The sequence below is a fragment of the Pluralibacter sp. genome (assembly GCF_019237635.1).
Classification (GTDB): domain Bacteria; phylum Pseudomonadota; class Gammaproteobacteria; order Enterobacterales; family Enterobacteriaceae; genus Enterobacter_B.
This window is the reverse complement of sequence record NZ_JAFAGS010000116.1, coordinates 1-15,010: the sequence shown is the minus strand read 5'-3', so window position 1 is coordinate 15,010 and position 15,010 is coordinate 1. Positions and strand designations below refer to the sequence as shown.

Genomic DNA, 15,010 nt, shown 5'->3' with positions numbered 1-15,010 from the left:
AGGGATGATTGAAGCAGACCGCCTGATTTCCGCAGGCAGCTCCGGCGCAGAAGAGGTAGCCGATCGCGCGATTCGTCCGAAGCTGCTGGAGGAGTACATCGGCCAGCCGCAGGTGCGCTCGCAGATGGAAATCTTCATTCAGGCGGCGAAGCTACGCGGCGATGCGCTGGATCACCTGCTTATCTTTGGCCCACCGGGGTTGGGTAAAACCACACTGGCGAATATTGTCGCCAACGAGATGGGCGTCAATCTGCGCACCACTTCCGGACCGGTACTGGAAAAGGCCGGTGACCTGGCGGCGATGTTGACTAACCTCGAACCGCACGATGTGTTGTTTATCGATGAAATTCACCGCTTGTCTCCGGTGGTGGAAGAAGTGTTGTATCCGGCGATGGAAGACTATCAACTGGATATCATGATTGGCGAAGGGCCTGCCGCGCGCTCAATTAAAATTGACCTGCCGCCGTTTACCCTGATTGGCGCCACGACGCGCGCCGGTTCGCTGACGTCGCCGTTGCGCGACCGTTTTGGCATCGTGCAGCGTCTGGAGTTTTACCAGGTGGCGGATCTCCAGCATATCGTCGGGCGCAGCGCACGTTATATGGGGCTTGAGATGAGCGAAGAGGGGGCCCTGGAAGTGGCCCGCCGCGCGCGCGGTACACCGCGTATCGCCAACCGTCTGCTGCGCCGGGTGCGTGATTTCGCCGAAGTACGCCATGACGGCACCATCTCGGCCCATATTGCCGCTGAGGCGCTGGATATGCTCAATGTTGATGCCGAAGGGTTCGACTATATGGATCGCAAACTGCTGCTGGCGGTGATCGATAAGTTCTTCGGCGGGCCGGTGGGGCTGGATAACCTGGCCGCCGCTATCGGCGAAGAGCGTGAAACCATTGAGGATGTGCTGGAGCCCTACCTGATTCAGCAGGGCTTCCTGCAGCGCACGCCGCGCGGGCGTATGGCGACGGTGCGGGCGTGGAACCATTTCGGCATCACCCCACCGCAGACGCCATAGCTACTGCGCCGCTTTCTTCATCATGCTGAGAATAAACAGCGTGGCGGCGCACAGCACCACCGACGGGCCTGCGGGCGTATCGTAGAAGGCGGAGAAGGTGAGTCCGCCTGTAACCGCTATCATTCCCGTCACCACCGCAATCCCGGCCATTTGTTCCGGCGTACGGGCGAACCGACGCGCTGTCGCCGCCGGGATGATCAGCAACGAGGTGATAATCAACGCCCCGACAAACTTCATCGCCACGCCGATGGTCAATGCCGTCACCAGCATCAGCAGCAGCTTAACGCGCTGTAGCTTCACGCCGTCGACAAACGCCAGGTCGGGGCTGATGGTCATCGACAGCAGGTTGCGCCACTGCCAGAGTAGAATGGCCACCACCACGATAACGCCGAGGGCAATAGAGATAAGGTCGGAAGGGGTGACTGCGAGCAGATCGCCAAACAGATAGGCCATCAGATCGACGCGCACGTTGGACATCAGGCTGACCACCACCAGACCCAGCGACAGCGCGCTGTGGGCCATAATACCCAGCAGCGTATCCACCGCCAGTTGAGGACGGCGCTCCAGCCAGACCAGGCCGCCTGCCAGCATCAGCGTCACCACGATGACCGCATAAAACGGGTTCACGTTTAGCAGCAGACCGAAGGCGACGCCGAGCAGCGAGGCGTGGGCGAGGGTATCGCCAAAGTAGGACATCCGGCGCCAGACGACAAACGAGCCCAGCGGCCCAGCGGCGCAGGCGAGCATGATCCCGGCAAGCCAGCCGGGTAAAAGCAGTTCAATCATGAGTGACCATTTCCCCGGCGCAGTACGATGCGTCCTTGTAAATCATGGCGGTGGTTATGCTGGTGGCGATAAATGCCAAGTTGCTGCGCGCCGCGCTGGCCGAACATTGAGATAAATTCCGGATGCATGGAGACCACTTCCGGCGTGCCGGAGCAGCAGATATGGTGATTCAGGCACAGCACCTCGTCGGTTTTCGCCATTACCAGATGCAGATCGTGGGATACCATCAACACCGCGCAGTTAAGTTCCTGACGCAACTGGTCAATCAAATCATAAAGGGCGACCTGGCCGTTGACATCAACGCCCTGGGTCGGCTCATCCAGCACCAGCAACTGCGGCTGGTTGAGTAAAGCGCGCGCCAGCAGCACGCGCTGGGTTTCCCCACCGGAGAGTTTCTGCATCGGCGCCTCCAGCAGATGCCCGGCCTGCACGCGTTTCAGCGCCGGTAAAATATCATCCTTGCGCGTTCCCGGACGCAGGCGCAGAAAACGTCCTACCGTCAGCGGCATGGTGGCATCAAGGTGTAATTTCTGCGGAACATAGCCGATGCGCAGTTTACCTTCACGTCTGATAACACCCTCACCAGGCGCGACCAGTCCGAGGACTACGCGAACGAGCGTCGACTTCCCGGCGCCGTTGGGGCCAAGAAGCGTAAGTATTTTACCTGGCTTCAGAGCCAGTGAAACATCTGACAGCACGCGGCGTTGACCGAAGCTGACCGAGACGTTTTCCAATGTGACAAGATTGGTCATGAGAATTTAGGCTTGCACTAACGATTGAATGTTATAATATCACACTCACCTCATCCGTTACGATTAAATGACGCATTATGTTACATAAAAATACGCTTCTTTGCGCAGCCGTATCGGCTGCCCTGTGGGGAGTCGCCGCGGCGCCTTCTCAGGCGGCTGTTGTCGCTTCGCTGAAACCGGTCGGATTCATTGCCGCCGCCATTGCAGACGGTGTAACAGAGACGCAGGTTCTGCTGCCTGACGGTGCCTCAGAGCACGACTATTCCCTGCGCCCATCGGATGTAAAACGCTTACAAAACGCCGACTTAGTGGTATGGATTGGTCCGGAAATGGAAGCATTTATGGACAAGACAACCAGCGCGTTCCCGGAGAACAAAAAAGTCACGATTTCAACGCTCGACGGCGTGAAACCGCTGCTCATGAAAGGGGCGGACGATGACGACCATGCCGATGAACATGACCACGATCACGCTGGAGAAAGTGATGCAGATCACCATCATGGCGAGTACAACATGCATCTGTGGTTATCCCCAGAGATAGCGCGCCTCTCAGCGGTTGCAATCCACGATAAATTAGTGGAACTTATGCCGCAAAGTCGAGCCAAACTAGACGCCAACCTGAAGGATTTTGAGGCACAACTTGCCGCAACCGACAAGCAGGTGGGTAGCGAGCTGGCGCCGCTGAAAAATAAAGGGTATTTCGTTTTTCATGATGCCTATGGCTACTACGAAAAACATTACGGTTTGACCTCGTTGGGCCATTTTACCGTCAACCCGGAAATTCAGCCTGGTGCGCAGCGTTTACACGAAATAAGAACACAGTTGGTTGAGCAAAAAGCGACCTGCGTTTTTGCTGAGCCACAATTCAGGCCGGCAGTGGTGGAAGCGGTTGCCCGTGGGACCTCCGTTCGTATGGGAACGCTGGATCCGCTTGGCATTGGCATCCCGGTAAGTAAAACGAGCTACGCTGCGTTTCTTACCCAACTGGCGAACCAGTATGCGAGCTGCCTGAAAGGAGATTAATGAGGAAGTGAATACGTGCAACAGATAGCCCGCTCTGTCGCTCTGGCATTTAACAATTTGCCGCGACCTCACCGCGTTTTGCTGGGGTCGTTGACCGTTCTCACCTTAGCGGTCGCCGTCTGGCGACCCTACGTTTATCACCCCAATACCGCACCGATCGTCAGAACGATCGAGCTGGAAAAAAGCGAAATTCGTTCACTGCTGCCTGAGGCCAGCGAGCCTATCGATCAGGCACCGCAGGAAGAAGAAGCCATTCCCCAGGATGAACTGGATGATAAAGCCGATGGCGATGCGGGCGTGCATGAGTACGTCGTATCGACAGGCGATACCCTCAGCAGCGTGCTGAACCAGTATGGTATCGACATGGGCGACATCAGCCAGCTTTCCGCGGCGGATAAAGACCTGCGCAACCTGAAAATCGGCCAGCAACTGTCGTGGTCGCTCAATGCCGATGGCGATCTGCAGCAGTTGACCTGGGAGATGTCCCGTCGCGAAACGCGTATCTACGATCGCACTGCTAATGGCTTCAGGATGAGCAGCGAAATGCAACAGGGCGACTGGGTGAACAACGTGTTGAAAGGCACCGTTGGCGCGAGCTTTGTCTCCAGTGCCCGCGACGCCGGGTTGACCAGCGCCGAAATTAGCGCGGTTATCAAAGCCATGCAGTGGCAGATGGACTTCCGCAAGCTGAAAAAAGGCGACGAGTTCTCAGTGCTGATGTCCCGCGAAATGCTGGAAGGCAAGCGCGAGCAGAGCCAGTTGCTGGGTGTGCGTCTGCGTTCCGATGGTAAAGACTATTACGCGATTCGCGCCGAAGATGGCAAGTTTTATGACCGCAACGGCACGGGGCTGGCGAAGGGCTTCCTGCGCTTCCCGACCTCGCGTCAGTTCCGCGTATCGTCAAACTTTAACCCGCGTCGCCTGAATCCGGTGACGGGCCGCGTCGCGCCGCATCGCGGCGTTGATTTCTCAATGCCGCAGGGTACGCCAGTGCTGGCGGTGGGCGATGGCGAAGTTGTGGTGGCGAAACGTAGTGGCGCCGCAGGTTACTATGTGGCGCTCCGTCATGGCCGCACCTACACCACGCGCTATATGCATCTGCGTAAGCTGCTGGTTAAGCCTGGACAGAAGGTGAAGCGCGGCGACCGTATCGCCCTGTCAGGAAATACCGGCCGTTCTACCGGTCCGCATCTGCATTATGAAGTCTGGATCAACCAGCAAGCGGTGAACCCGCTGACGGCGAAACTGCCGCGTACCGAAGGTCTGACAGGTTCCGATCGCCGCGATTACCTGGCGCAGGTGAAAGACGTCGTTCCGCAGCTGCAGATTGATTAATTGCTGTTCATGCAAGGCCGGCGCCCGACGGGTGCCGGCTTTTTCTTTTGTGCGATGCTTCCAGCCTCGCTACACTATCTCAATATTTATTCCTGGTACGACTCTGGAACCGGCATGGAAACGAAAAAAAATAACATTGAGTTTATTCCTCAGTTCGAGAAATCTTTTTTACACCCACGTTATTGGGGATCCTGGTTTGGCGTCTTCGCGTTTGCCGCTATTGCGCTAACCCCGCCTTCTTTTCGCGACCCAATCCTCGACGCCCTGGGCCGTCTGACGGGGAAGTTTGCCCGCAGCGCTCGCCGTCGCGCGCAGATCAATTTGCTGTACTGTTTCCCGGAAAAGAGCGAGCAGGAGCGGGAGGCGATGATTGATGACATGTTTGCCACCGCGCCGCAGGCGATGGTGATGATGGCTGAACTCGGCCTGCGCGATCCGAAAAAAATCCTCTCCCGCGTCGACTGGCAGGGTAAGGACATTATTGATGACATGCGCCGTAACAACGAGAAGGTGATTTTCCTGGTGCCCCACGGCTGGGGAGTGGATATTCCGGCGATGCTGATGGCGTCGGAAGGCCAGAAGATGGCGGCGATGTTCCATAATCAGGGCAACCCGGTCTTCGATTATGTCTGGAACACGGTGCGTCGCCGTTTTGGCGGTCGTATGCACGCGCGCAATGACGGCATCAAACCGTTTATTCAGTCTGTGCGTCAGGGCTACTGGGGCTACTATCTGCCGGATCAGGATCATGGCGAGGAGCACAGCGAGTTTGTCGATTTCTTCGCGACCTATAAAGCTACGCTGCCCGCGGTTGGCCGTCTGATGAAGGTCTGTCGTGCGCGGGTGGTGCCGCTGTTTCCGGTTTATAACGGTAAAACGCATCGCCTGACGGTGGAAGTACGCCCGCCGATGGATGACCTGCTGACCGCAGACGACAACACCATCGCCCGGCGAATGAACGAAGAGGTGGAGATTTTCGTTGGGCCGCATCCGGAACAGTACACCTGGATACTGAAACTGCTGAAGACCCGCAAACCGGGTGAAAAAGAGCCCTACAGACGTAAAGATCTGTTTCCTAAGAAATAAAAAACCCCCAGTATGGAGTACCCGTCAGTCAGTTAACTGACTGACGGGTACTCCATATTATGCTTTTTTCTCTTTGCAGAAAGTCGCGCCAACGTCTGAGATCTAAATATACGTTATAGTCATTTTTTGAAAGAAAAAATGAATCATGATTCTATCATAGCAATTGCTACTATTTTAACTACTATCAAGGGGTTGCTATGCTTGGCGTTTCCAGAGAAAGGATAAATGTCCGTTTAGATAACATACAGAGTGCTATTGAAAAAAAATCAAACAATGAATCGTTATCACAAAAGTCACTTAATAAAATCAAAAGCATTGCTAATTCCCAGTTTAATTTAAAAACTGGTGTATCTGAAAGCATATTCAGTAGTGCTCATCACAGTAAAATAATGAACCGCACTGGGGTGCCAGAATTAATTTCTCATCTTAGGGGTATAAGAGGGATTGAAAGTAATCGATTTATGACTGAGCAAGTAAATACTTGGATTAGAAATGCCAGTAACTTGCTGGGAAAAGATGTTGATACTGGTAGAGAAGGTCAGGTGATCGGCGAAGGCTCAAAAGGGAAAGTCTACAAAGTGGATGACTTCGTAGTCAAAAAAACAACTATTCAGAATTTAAGTAAGAGTTCACATGAAGTAAAAATGTGCAATGAATACAATGGAAAAGAAGTTGCGTTTATAATTAATTCTGGTATGAAAATGCCTTTTATAGATGGGGGTAAATCCGATCGTTCAGACACTTTAAAAGGTGTCGTTGACCTATATAACAAAGGCTTTATGATAGGAGATGCAACTCCAGATAATTTTTTAAAACTTGAAAATGGTGATGTGGTTCCCGTTGATTTTGGGCTGGTTTTTAAGTATTCAGACTTAGATAATATAGCTCATAAGACGAAAGTAGATATAGTGCATGATTATATAAAGGGTGGCCATAAGTATATTCCCAATGATCTCAAATCAGAATATGTGTCATGCATAAAAAAACTTAGCGAATCTCTTGGTTCTCAGAGTCCAGAATATAGTGTAAATGTCCGTGATTTAATGAGATCAGGGCTTTACAAGCTTTATAAGTAAGGTGATATTCAGTTTAAATAAATACTAAAAGGGTACACCAACCCAACGTGTATGCATAAAAAATCCGAAAATGGATGACCATTTCCGGATTTTTACATAACGACGGAATCGCTCAGCGGCGAAATTATTCGACGGTCAGGATTCGCGTGGTGTTAGTGGAGCCGACGGTGCTCATCACATCGCCCTGGGTCACGATAACCAGGTCGCCGGAAACCAGATAACCTTTATCGCGCAGCAGGTTGACGGCGGCCTGCGCAGCGGCAACGCCGTCACACGGGCTGTCAAAGTGCACCGGCGTAACGCCGCGGTACAGGGATGTCAGGTTCAGTGTACGCTCATGACGGGACATGGCGAAAATCGGCAGGCCGGAGCTAATGCGCGAAGTCATCAGCGCGGTGCGACCAGACTCGGTCATGCTGATAATAGCCGTGACGCCCTTGAGGTGGTTGGCCGCGTACATGGCGGACATCGCGATAGCTTCTTCCACGTTGTCGAACTGCACGTCCAGACGGTGTTTAGAGACGTTGATGCTGGGGATCTTCTCCGCGCCAAGGCAGACGCGCGCCATTGCGGCTACGGTCTCTGACGGATACTGACCGGCGGCGGTTTCCGCAGACAGCATCACGGCATCGGTACCGTCCAGCACGGCGTTTGCAACGTCCATGACTTCCGCACGGGTCGGCATCGGGTTGGTTATCATCGATTCCATCATCTGGGTGGCGGTGATCACCGCACGGTTCAGCTGACGGGCGCGACGGATCAGCGCTTTCTGGATACCGACCAGCTCCGGGTCGCCGATTTCGACGCCGAGATCGCCACGCGCCACCATCACCACGTCGGAAGCAAGGATGATATCATCCATTGCGTCCTGGCTGCAGACGGCTTCCGCACGCTCCACCTTCGCAACGATCTTGGCATCACAGCCAGCATCGCGCGCCAGGCGGCGAGCGTAGTTGAGGTCTTCGCCGTTGCGCGGGAAGGAGACGGCCAGGTAGTCGACGCCGATAAGCGCGGCCGTTTTGATGTCTGCTTTGTCCTTATCTGTCAGCGCTTCGGCAGAAAGACCGCCGCCCAGCTTGTTGATACCTTTGTTGTTAGACAGCGGGCCGCCAACGGTCACTTCAGTAAAGACTTTCATATCCTGCACCTGCAGGACTTTCAGCTGCACGCGACCGTCGTCGAGCAGCAGAATATCGCCGGGCACGACGTCATCCGGCAGGCCTTTATAGTCGATGCCAACCTGCTCTTTGTCGCCTTCACCTTTACCCAGGTTGGCATCCAGCAGGAATTTATCGCCGATATTCAGGAAGACTTTGCCTTCTTTAAACGTTGAAACGCGGATCTTTGGTCCTTGTAAATCACCAAGGATTGCAACATGACGCCCCAGTTTTGCCGCAATCTCACGGACTTTATCTGCACGAAGCTTATGATCTTCAGGGGTGCCGTGAGAGAAGTTCATGCGCACAACGTTAGCGCCAGCCGCAATAACTTTTTCCAGGTTGTTATCGCGGTCAGTAGCCGGGCCTAACGTGGTGACGATTTTGGTTCTGCGAAGCCTTCTGGACATGTAATACTCCGTTGACTGAAACAACTTTGGTGTTGCGTGAATATGGATACGGACGTTCCACATAGAAAGAAGTATGCAGGAACTTAGCCGAATGTATAAATAAGTTACAAGCTTGTTATCAAATTTTAATGATTATCGCTGCGTATCAGCAATTCCTTATCAAAACGCGATTCCTTCAATGCTTCCTTGACCCGCTTCAAGTTATCCCTGAATTTTGCTCCCCGGCGCAGGGTAAAACCCGTTGCCAGGACGTCGATCACGGTTAACTGCGCCAGACGAGACACCATGGGCATATAAATGTCAGTATCTTCCGGAACATCCAGGTTAATGGCAAGCGTCGCCTCACGCGCAAGCGGCGTACCGGCAGAGGTGAGGGCGATAACCATCGCGTCGTTCTCGCGGGCCAGCTGCGCCAGCTCAACCAGGCTTTTGGTCCGCCCGGTATGGGAGATAAGCACCACCACATCATCATCGTTGCAATTCATACAGCTCATGCGTTGCAAAACGATGTCATCGGAGTACACCACCGGAACGTTAAACCGGAAAAACTTATTCATGGCGTCATGCGCCACGGCAGCCGAAGAGCCGAGGCCGAAGAAGGCAATCTTTTTTGCCTGCGTCAGCAGGTCGACGGCGCGGTTGACGGCGGCCATATCCAGCGACTGGCGAACGTGATCGAGGCTCGCCATCGCCGATTCGAAAATTTTCCCCGTGTAGGCTTCGACGCTGTCGTCTTCATCAACGTTGCGGTTCACATACGGCGTACCGTTGGCGAGGCTCTGGGCGAGGTGCAGTTTGAAATCAGGGAAGCCGCGCGTTTCCAGGCTCCGACAGAAGCGGTTGACGGTAGGCTCGCTGACGCCTGCCTCCAGCGCTAACGCGGCAATGCTTGAGTGAATGGCCTGGGAGGGTGAGGACAGAATCACTTCCGCCACTTTACGCTCGGATTTGCTAAGGTTTTCCAGTCGTGACTGGATTTTTTCCAGCATGTTCATTAGTAGCAAGCGCTCATCAATTGAAACGATTTCATTAATGGGTGAAATCGTTGTGCGTTTTAGCAAGAATATACCCCTGGGCGCCGCACAAGGGTGAGGAAAGGCAGCAAAAAATGTTGTTTTTTTTCATTACATGATCAGAGTCGTGTTTTAGTACCGACGACGCGGACGAAATAACCCACAAAATTAAACCGTTGCCACCGTGATGAACCGGTTTTTTTCCCCTGCGGTGCCTTTAAAGCCCGTATACTGGTGAATCAGAGTTTCGGTAATTACGTAAACACAGTACAGTGCACTGTAAGAAAATTACAAGTAAGCGCCTGGCTGAAGTACCGGGCAATCCAACTGAGGAGAATGACATGGCGGTAACGCAAACGGCCCAGGCATGTGACCTGGTCATTTTCGGCGCGAAGGGCGACCTGGCGCGTCGTAAACTGTTGCCTTCCCTGTACCAACTGGAGAAAGCCGGACAGCTGCATCCGGATACCCGTATCCTGGGGGTCGGTCGCGCCGACTGGGATAAAGAGACCTATACCAAAGTCGTTCGTGAAGCGCTGGAAACCTTCATGAAGGAAAAAATCGATGAAGGCCTGTGGGATGCCCTGAGCGGTCGTCTGGATTTCTGCAATCTCGACGTCAACGACACCAAAGCGTTTACCCGCCTTGGCAAGATGCTTGACCAGAAAGAACACGTCACCATTAACTACTTCGCCATGCCGCCAAGCACCTTTGGCGCTATCTGCAAAGGTCTCGGTGAAGCGAAGCTGAACAAGAAACCGGCGCGCGTCGTCATGGAAAAACCGCTGGGAACGTCACTTGAGACCTCCCGCGAAATCAACGACCAGGTCGGCCAGTATTTCGAAGAGTGCCAGGTGTACCGTATCGACCACTACCTGGGGAAAGAGACGGTGCTCAACCTGCTGGCGCTGCGTTTTGCTAACTCTCTGTTCGTGAATAACTGGGATAACAAAACCATCGATCACGTGGAAATCACTGTCGCTGAAGAAGTGGGCATCGAAGGTCGTTGGGGCTATTTTGACCAGGCCGGCCAGATGCGCGACATGATTCAGAACCACCTGTTGCAGATCCTCTGCATGATTGCGATGTCGCCGCCGTCTGATTTGAGCGCTGACAGCATCCGCGATGAGAAAGTGAAGGTGCTGAAATCCCTGCGTCGTATCGACCGCTCAAACGTGCGTGAGAAGACCGTGCGCGGCCAGTACACTGCCGGTTTCGCCCAGGGCAAAAAAGTGCCGGGCTATCTGGAAGAAGAGGGCGCTAACAAGCAGAGCAACACCGAGACCTTCGTGGCGATTCGCGTTGACATTGATAACTGGCGCTGGGCGGGCGTGCCGTTCTACTTGCGTACCGGTAAACGTCTGCCGACCAAGTGCTCTGAGGTGGTGGTCTACTTCAAGAACCCGGAACTGAATCTGTTCAAAGAATCCTGGCAAGAACTGCCGCAGAACAAGCTGACTATCCGTCTGCAGCCGGACGAGGGCGTGGATATCCAGGTTCTTAATAAAGTGCCGGGTCTTGATCATAAGCACAATCTGCAGACCACCAAGCTGGATCTGAGCTACTCCGAAACCTTCAACGAAACGCATCTGGCTGATGCCTATGAGCGACTGCTGCTGGAAACCATGCGCGGCATCCAGGCGCTGTTCGTGCGTCGTGACGAGGTAGAAGAGGCCTGGAAATGGGTGGACTCCATCACCGGCGCGTGGGCTGCCGATCAGGATGCGCCGAAGCCTTATCAGGCAGGCACCTGGGGGCCGGTTGCGTCTGTGGCGATGATCACCCGCGACGGCCGCTCCTGGAATGAGTTTGAGTAAGGTTGCCGCTACCCCTGACAGGGTATTTTACCGGTAACATGATCTAACACAGCTTTCGTTCAAAATGTACGCTTTTAAGCCTCGCGAGGATTCACCCGCGAGGCTTTTTTTATTACACTGCCGGAAGAAGTTTGCCCCTGAGCTCCAGTATTCATAGGTTTCTGCATTGTTAAACACTGCTTTAGCCCTTGTTAATGCTGTGGCCCGGACAGCCTAAATTTGAGGAGCATTTATGAATCCGACAATGTTACGCGTAACAAAACGCATTATTGAACGCTCACGAAAGACCCGAAGCGCATACCTTGCGCGGATTACCCAGGCGAAATCAGATACGGTGCAGCGGTCCCATCTCGCCTGCGGCAACCTGGCGCATGGATTTGCCGCTTGTCAGCCGGACGACAAAGCATCGTTGAAAAGCATGCTGCGTAACAATATCGCGATCATCACCTCCTACAACGATATGCTCTCAGCGCATCAACCCTATGAATATTATCCGGACATCATCCGCAAAGCGCTGCACAGTGTGAACGCAGTCGGTCAGGTGGCGGGCGGTGTGCCCGCTATGTGTGACGGCGTCACCCAGGGGCAGGACGGGATGGAGCTCTCCCTGCTCAGCCGGGAGATCATTGCGATGTCAGCGGCCGTCGGGCTGTCTCACAACATGTTCGATGGCGCGTTGTATCTCGGGGTGTGCGATAAAATCGTCCCGGGGCTAACCATGGCGGCGCTGTCGTTTGGTCATCTGCCGTCTATTTTCATTCCGTCAGGCCCCATGACCAGCGGATTGCCGAATAAAGAAAAGGTGCGTATCCGCCAGCTGTATGCCGAAGGCAAAGCCGACCGGATGGCGCTGCTGGAGTCGGAAGCAGCCTCCTACCATGCGCCGGGCACCTGCACTTTCTACGGAACCGCCAACACCAACCAGATGGTGGTGGAATTCATGGGCATGCAGCTTCCGGGTTCCTCATTTGTGCATCCGGACGCGCCGCTGCGCGAGGCGTTGACCGTGGCTGCGTCGCGTCAGGTCACCCGTATGACCGGCAACGGCAACACCTGGATGCCGCTGGGTAAAATGTTCGACGAAAAAGTGGTGGTGAACGGTATCGTGGCGCTGCTGGCGACCGGCGGTTCGACCAACCACACGATGCACCTGGTGGCGATGGCGCGGGCGGCGGGGATCATCATCAACTGGGATGATTTCTCCGATCTTTCCGACGTGGTGCCGCTGCTGGCGCGCCTTTACCCGAACGGTCCGGCCGACATTAACCACTTCCAGGCGGCGGGCGGCGTACCGGTACTGGTGCGTGAACTGCGAAAAGGCGGTCTGCTGCATGAGGATGTCGACACCGTCGCCGGGCACGGCCTTAGCCGTTATACCCTGGAGCCGTGGCTGAACAACGGCGAGCTGGACTGGCGCGAAGGGGCGATGGCGTCGCTGGATGCCGACGTGATTGCCAGCATGGAGAAGCCATTCTCCCATCACGGCGGCACCAAAGTGTTGAGCGGTAATCTGGGGCGCGCAGTGATGAAAACTTCCGCTATACCGACAGAGAACCAGATTATCGAGGCGCCCGCGGTGGTATTTGAAAGCCAGCACGACGTTCTGCCTGCATTTGACGCCGGTTTACTGGACAAAGACTGCGTGGTGGTGGTTCGCCATCAGGGACCAAAAGCGAACGGCATGCCAGAATTGCATAAACTTATGCCACCATTAGGTGTATTATTGGACCGCCGTTTCAAAATTGCATTAGTTACCGATGGACGGCTTTCCGGTGCTTCAGGTAAAGTGCCTTCAGCTATCCATGTTACGCCTGAAGCTTACGATGGCGGAATGCTGGCGAAAGTGCGTGACGGCGACATTATTCGGGTGAACGGCCAGACAGGGGAACTGACGCTGCTGGTCGACGAGGCGGTACTGGCGGCGCGTGAGTCGCATATTCCTGACCTGCGCGGTTCGCGGGCGGGAACCGGTCGCGAGTTGTTCGGCGCGCTGCGCGAGCAACTCTCCGGCGCAGAGCAGGGCGCAACCTGCATCACCTTTTAATACGACAAGATTTATCGATCTGGCGAGAGAAAAACTCTGATGAAAAACTGGAAAACAACTGCAGAAGCAATCCTGACCAACGGCCCGGTAGTCCCGGTTATCGTAGTGAAAAAAATCGAACACGCGGTACCGATGGCGAAAGCGCTGGTGGCGGGCGGCGTACGCGTTCTGGAAGTGACGCTGCGTACCGATTGCGCGCTGGACGCGATCCGCGCTATCGCTAACGAAGTTCCGGACGCTATTGTGGGCGCAGGTACCGTGACCAACGTGCAGCAGCTGAAAGATGTGACCGAGGCGGGCGCGCAGTTTGCCATCAGCCCGGGCCTGACCGAGCCGCTGCTGAAAGCCGCAACCGAAGGCACCATTCCGCTGATTCCTGGGATCAGCACGGTTTCCGAGCTGATGCTGGGTATGGATTACGGTCTGAAGGAGTTTAAATTCTTCCCGGCGGAAGCGAACGGCGGCGTCAAAGCGCTGCAGGCGATTGCGGGTCCATTCGCTCATATCCGCTTCTGCCCGACGGGCGGTATCTCTCCGGCGAACTACCGCGACTACCTGGCGCTCAATAGCGTGCTGTGTATCGGCGGTTCCTGGCTTGTGCCGAACGACGCGCTGGACGCTGGCGACTATGACCGCATCACTACGCTTGCGCGTGAAGCGGTAGAAGGCGCGAAGTAAGCCTGAGCGCATACCGGGTCTGCGGATGCCGCAGGCCCGGTAAACCGCATTTTTACCCTTTCACGACCACGGATGCCGCCGCGGCTTTCGCGCGCGTGACCGCTGCATCTACCGACGCTGCTGTCGCCAGTGCCACACCCAGACGCCGGGTTCCGGCGATGTCCGGTTTACCGAATAAACGCAGTTGAACGCCTGCGCCAACGGCCGCCTCTACGTTACCGAATGTCAGATTCTGGCTGGTCAGTTCAGGCAGGATCACCGCTGAGGCGCAAGGGCCATACTGGCGGATGGCGCCGACCGGCAGGCCGAGAAAGGCGCGAACGTGCAGGGCAAACTCGGAAACGTCCTGTGAAATCAGGGTGACCATTCCGGTGTCATGCGGGCGCGGCGAGACTTCGCTGAAGATGACATCGTCGCCGCAGACGAACAGCTCAACGCCGAACAGACCATGACCGCCGAGCGCCAGTACCACCTCGCGGGCAATCTGCTGGGCGCGGGCCAGCGCCTGGTCGCTCATCTGCTGCGGCTGCCAGGATTCACGGTAATCTCCCTCTTCCTGACGATGCCCGACCGGGGCGCAGAAATAAACACCATCCACGGCGCTGACGGTCAGCAGGGTGATTTCGAAATCAAACTTCACCACGCCTTCGACGATGACACGCCCGGCACCCGCGCGCCCGCCTTGTTGCGCATAGCGCCAGGCCTCGGCCAACTGTTCTTCATTGCGAATAAAACGTTGGCCTTTACCGGAGGAACTCATCACCGGCTTGACAATGCAGGGCAGGCCAATGACGGCCACCGCATCACGAAAGGCGGTTT

General features: G+C 55.1%; 12 protein-coding genes and 1 pseudogene. 8 read left to right on the top strand and 5 right to left on the bottom strand.

Annotated features, from left to right (window positions below):
* The first annotated feature begins 4 nt into the window (after positions 1 to 4).
* On the top strand, positions 5 to 1,015 hold the full coding sequence (gene ruvB / locus JO226_RS13420) for a Holliday junction branch migration DNA helicase RuvB (RefSeq protein ID WP_293592918.1): 1,011 nt from the start codon (positions 5 to 7) through the stop codon (positions 1,013 to 1,015).
* On the opposite strand, the gene znuB is transcribed toward ruvB, so the two are convergent.
* A complete protein-coding gene (gene znuB, locus JO226_RS13415) occupies positions 1,016 to 1,801 on the bottom strand; it encodes a zinc ABC transporter permease subunit ZnuB (RefSeq protein WP_293592916.1) in 786 nt (261 codons plus the stop codon).
* Positions 1,798 to 2,553: a zinc ABC transporter ATP-binding protein ZnuC gene (gene znuC / locus JO226_RS13410; RefSeq protein ID WP_293592914.1), complete on the bottom strand. Its 756-nt coding sequence runs from the start codon at positions 2,551 to 2,553 to the stop codon at positions 1,798 to 1,800. The genes znuB and znuC overlap by 4 nt, the downstream gene beginning before the upstream one ends.
* Positions 2,554 to 2,630: 77 nt before the next feature.
* On the opposite strand from znuC, the gene znuA reads away from it, so the two are divergent.
* The 4 genes from znuA (at position 2,631) to JO226_RS13390 (ending at position 7,072) form a co-directional block, all read left to right on the top strand.
* Positions 2,631 to 3,575 (top strand): zinc ABC transporter substrate-binding protein ZnuA, encoded by a 945-nt coding sequence (znuA, locus tag JO226_RS13405; RefSeq protein ID WP_293592912.1) that lies wholly within the window; start codon positions 2,631 to 2,633, stop codon positions 3,573 to 3,575.
* A gap of 15 nt (positions 3,576 to 3,590) precedes the next feature.
* Complete coding sequence (gene mepM, locus JO226_RS13400) at positions 3,591 to 4,910, top strand: murein DD-endopeptidase MepM (RefSeq protein ID WP_293592910.1); 1,320 nt, start codon at positions 3,591 to 3,593, stop codon at positions 4,908 to 4,910.
* Positions 4,911 to 5,024: 114 nt separating this feature from the next.
* The gene (lpxM, locus tag JO226_RS13395; RefSeq protein ID WP_293592908.1) at positions 5,025 to 5,996 is read left to right on the top strand and encodes a lauroyl-Kdo(2)-lipid IV(A) myristoyltransferase; all 972 of its coding nucleotides are present in this window, start codon (positions 5,025 to 5,027) and stop codon (positions 5,994 to 5,996) included.
* A 197-nt stretch (positions 5,997 to 6,193) separates the two neighbouring features.
* Positions 6,194 to 7,072: a hypothetical protein gene (locus tag JO226_RS13390; protein WP_293592906.1), complete on the top strand. Its 879-nt coding sequence runs from the start codon at positions 6,194 to 6,196 to the stop codon at positions 7,070 to 7,072.
* A gap of 124 nt (positions 7,073 to 7,196) precedes the next feature.
* Here JO226_RS13390 and pyk read toward each other — a convergent pair whose 3' ends face one another.
* The gene (pyk, locus tag JO226_RS13385) at positions 7,197 to 8,639 is read right to left on the bottom strand and encodes a pyruvate kinase (protein ID WP_293592904.1); all 1,443 of its coding nucleotides are present in this window, start codon (positions 8,637 to 8,639) and stop codon (positions 7,197 to 7,199) included.
* A 125-nt stretch (positions 8,640 to 8,764) separates the two neighbouring features.
* A pseudogene (locus tag JO226_RS13380) lies at positions 8,765 to 9,669 on the bottom strand (MurR/RpiR family transcriptional regulator).
* 324 nt (positions 9,670 to 9,993) lie between these two features.
* Between JO226_RS13380 and zwf the strand changes: the two are divergent.
* From zwf to JO226_RS13365, 3 genes are all read left to right on the top strand, one after another.
* On the top strand, positions 9,994 to 11,469 hold the full coding sequence (zwf, locus tag JO226_RS13375) for a glucose-6-phosphate dehydrogenase (protein WP_293592902.1): 1,476 nt from the start codon (positions 9,994 to 9,996) through the stop codon (positions 11,467 to 11,469).
* Positions 11,470 to 11,701: 232 nt separating this feature from the next.
* The gene (gene edd, locus JO226_RS13370) at positions 11,702 to 13,513 is read left to right on the top strand and encodes a phosphogluconate dehydratase (RefSeq protein WP_293592900.1); all 1,812 of its coding nucleotides are present in this window, start codon (positions 11,702 to 11,704) and stop codon (positions 13,511 to 13,513) included.
* A gap of 39 nt (positions 13,514 to 13,552) precedes the next feature.
* Positions 13,553 to 14,191: a bifunctional 4-hydroxy-2-oxoglutarate aldolase/2-dehydro-3-deoxy-phosphogluconate aldolase gene (locus tag JO226_RS13365; protein WP_293592898.1), complete on the top strand. Its 639-nt coding sequence runs from the start codon at positions 13,553 to 13,555 to the stop codon at positions 14,189 to 14,191.
* A gap of 52 nt (positions 14,192 to 14,243) precedes the next feature.
* Here the strand turns inward: JO226_RS13365 and purT are convergent.
* The coding region (gene purT / locus JO226_RS13360) for a formate-dependent phosphoribosylglycinamide formyltransferase (RefSeq protein ID WP_293592896.1) at positions 14,244 to 15,010 on the bottom strand (767 nt) is incomplete at its 5' end.

Coding starts and splice junctions, on each gene's coding strand:
- ruvB (WP_293592918.1), top strand. CDS start 5: ATGATTGAAGCAGACCGCCTGATTTCCGCAGGCAGCTCCGGCGCAGAA.
- znuB (WP_293592916.1), bottom strand. CDS start 1,801: ATGATTGAACTGCTTTTACCCGGCTGGCTTGCCGGGATCATGCTCGCC.
- znuC (WP_293592914.1), bottom strand. CDS start 2,553: ATGACCAATCTTGTCACATTGGAAAACGTCTCGGTCAGCTTCGGTCAA.
- znuA (WP_293592912.1), top strand. CDS start 2,631: ATGTTACATAAAAATACGCTTCTTTGCGCAGCCGTATCGGCTGCCCTG.
- lpxM (WP_293592908.1), top strand. CDS start 5,025: ATGGAAACGAAAAAAAATAACATTGAGTTTATTCCTCAGTTCGAGAAA.
- JO226_RS13390 (WP_293592906.1), top strand. CDS start 6,194: ATGCTTGGCGTTTCCAGAGAAAGGATAAATGTCCGTTTAGATAACATA.
- pyk (WP_293592904.1), bottom strand. CDS start 8,639: ATGTCCAGAAGGCTTCGCAGAACCAAAATCGTCACCACGTTAGGCCCG.
- zwf (WP_293592902.1), top strand. CDS start 9,994: ATGGCGGTAACGCAAACGGCCCAGGCATGTGACCTGGTCATTTTCGGC.
- edd (WP_293592900.1), top strand. CDS start 11,702: ATGAATCCGACAATGTTACGCGTAACAAAACGCATTATTGAACGCTCA.
- JO226_RS13365 (WP_293592898.1), top strand. CDS start 13,553: ATGAAAAACTGGAAAACAACTGCAGAAGCAATCCTGACCAACGGCCCG.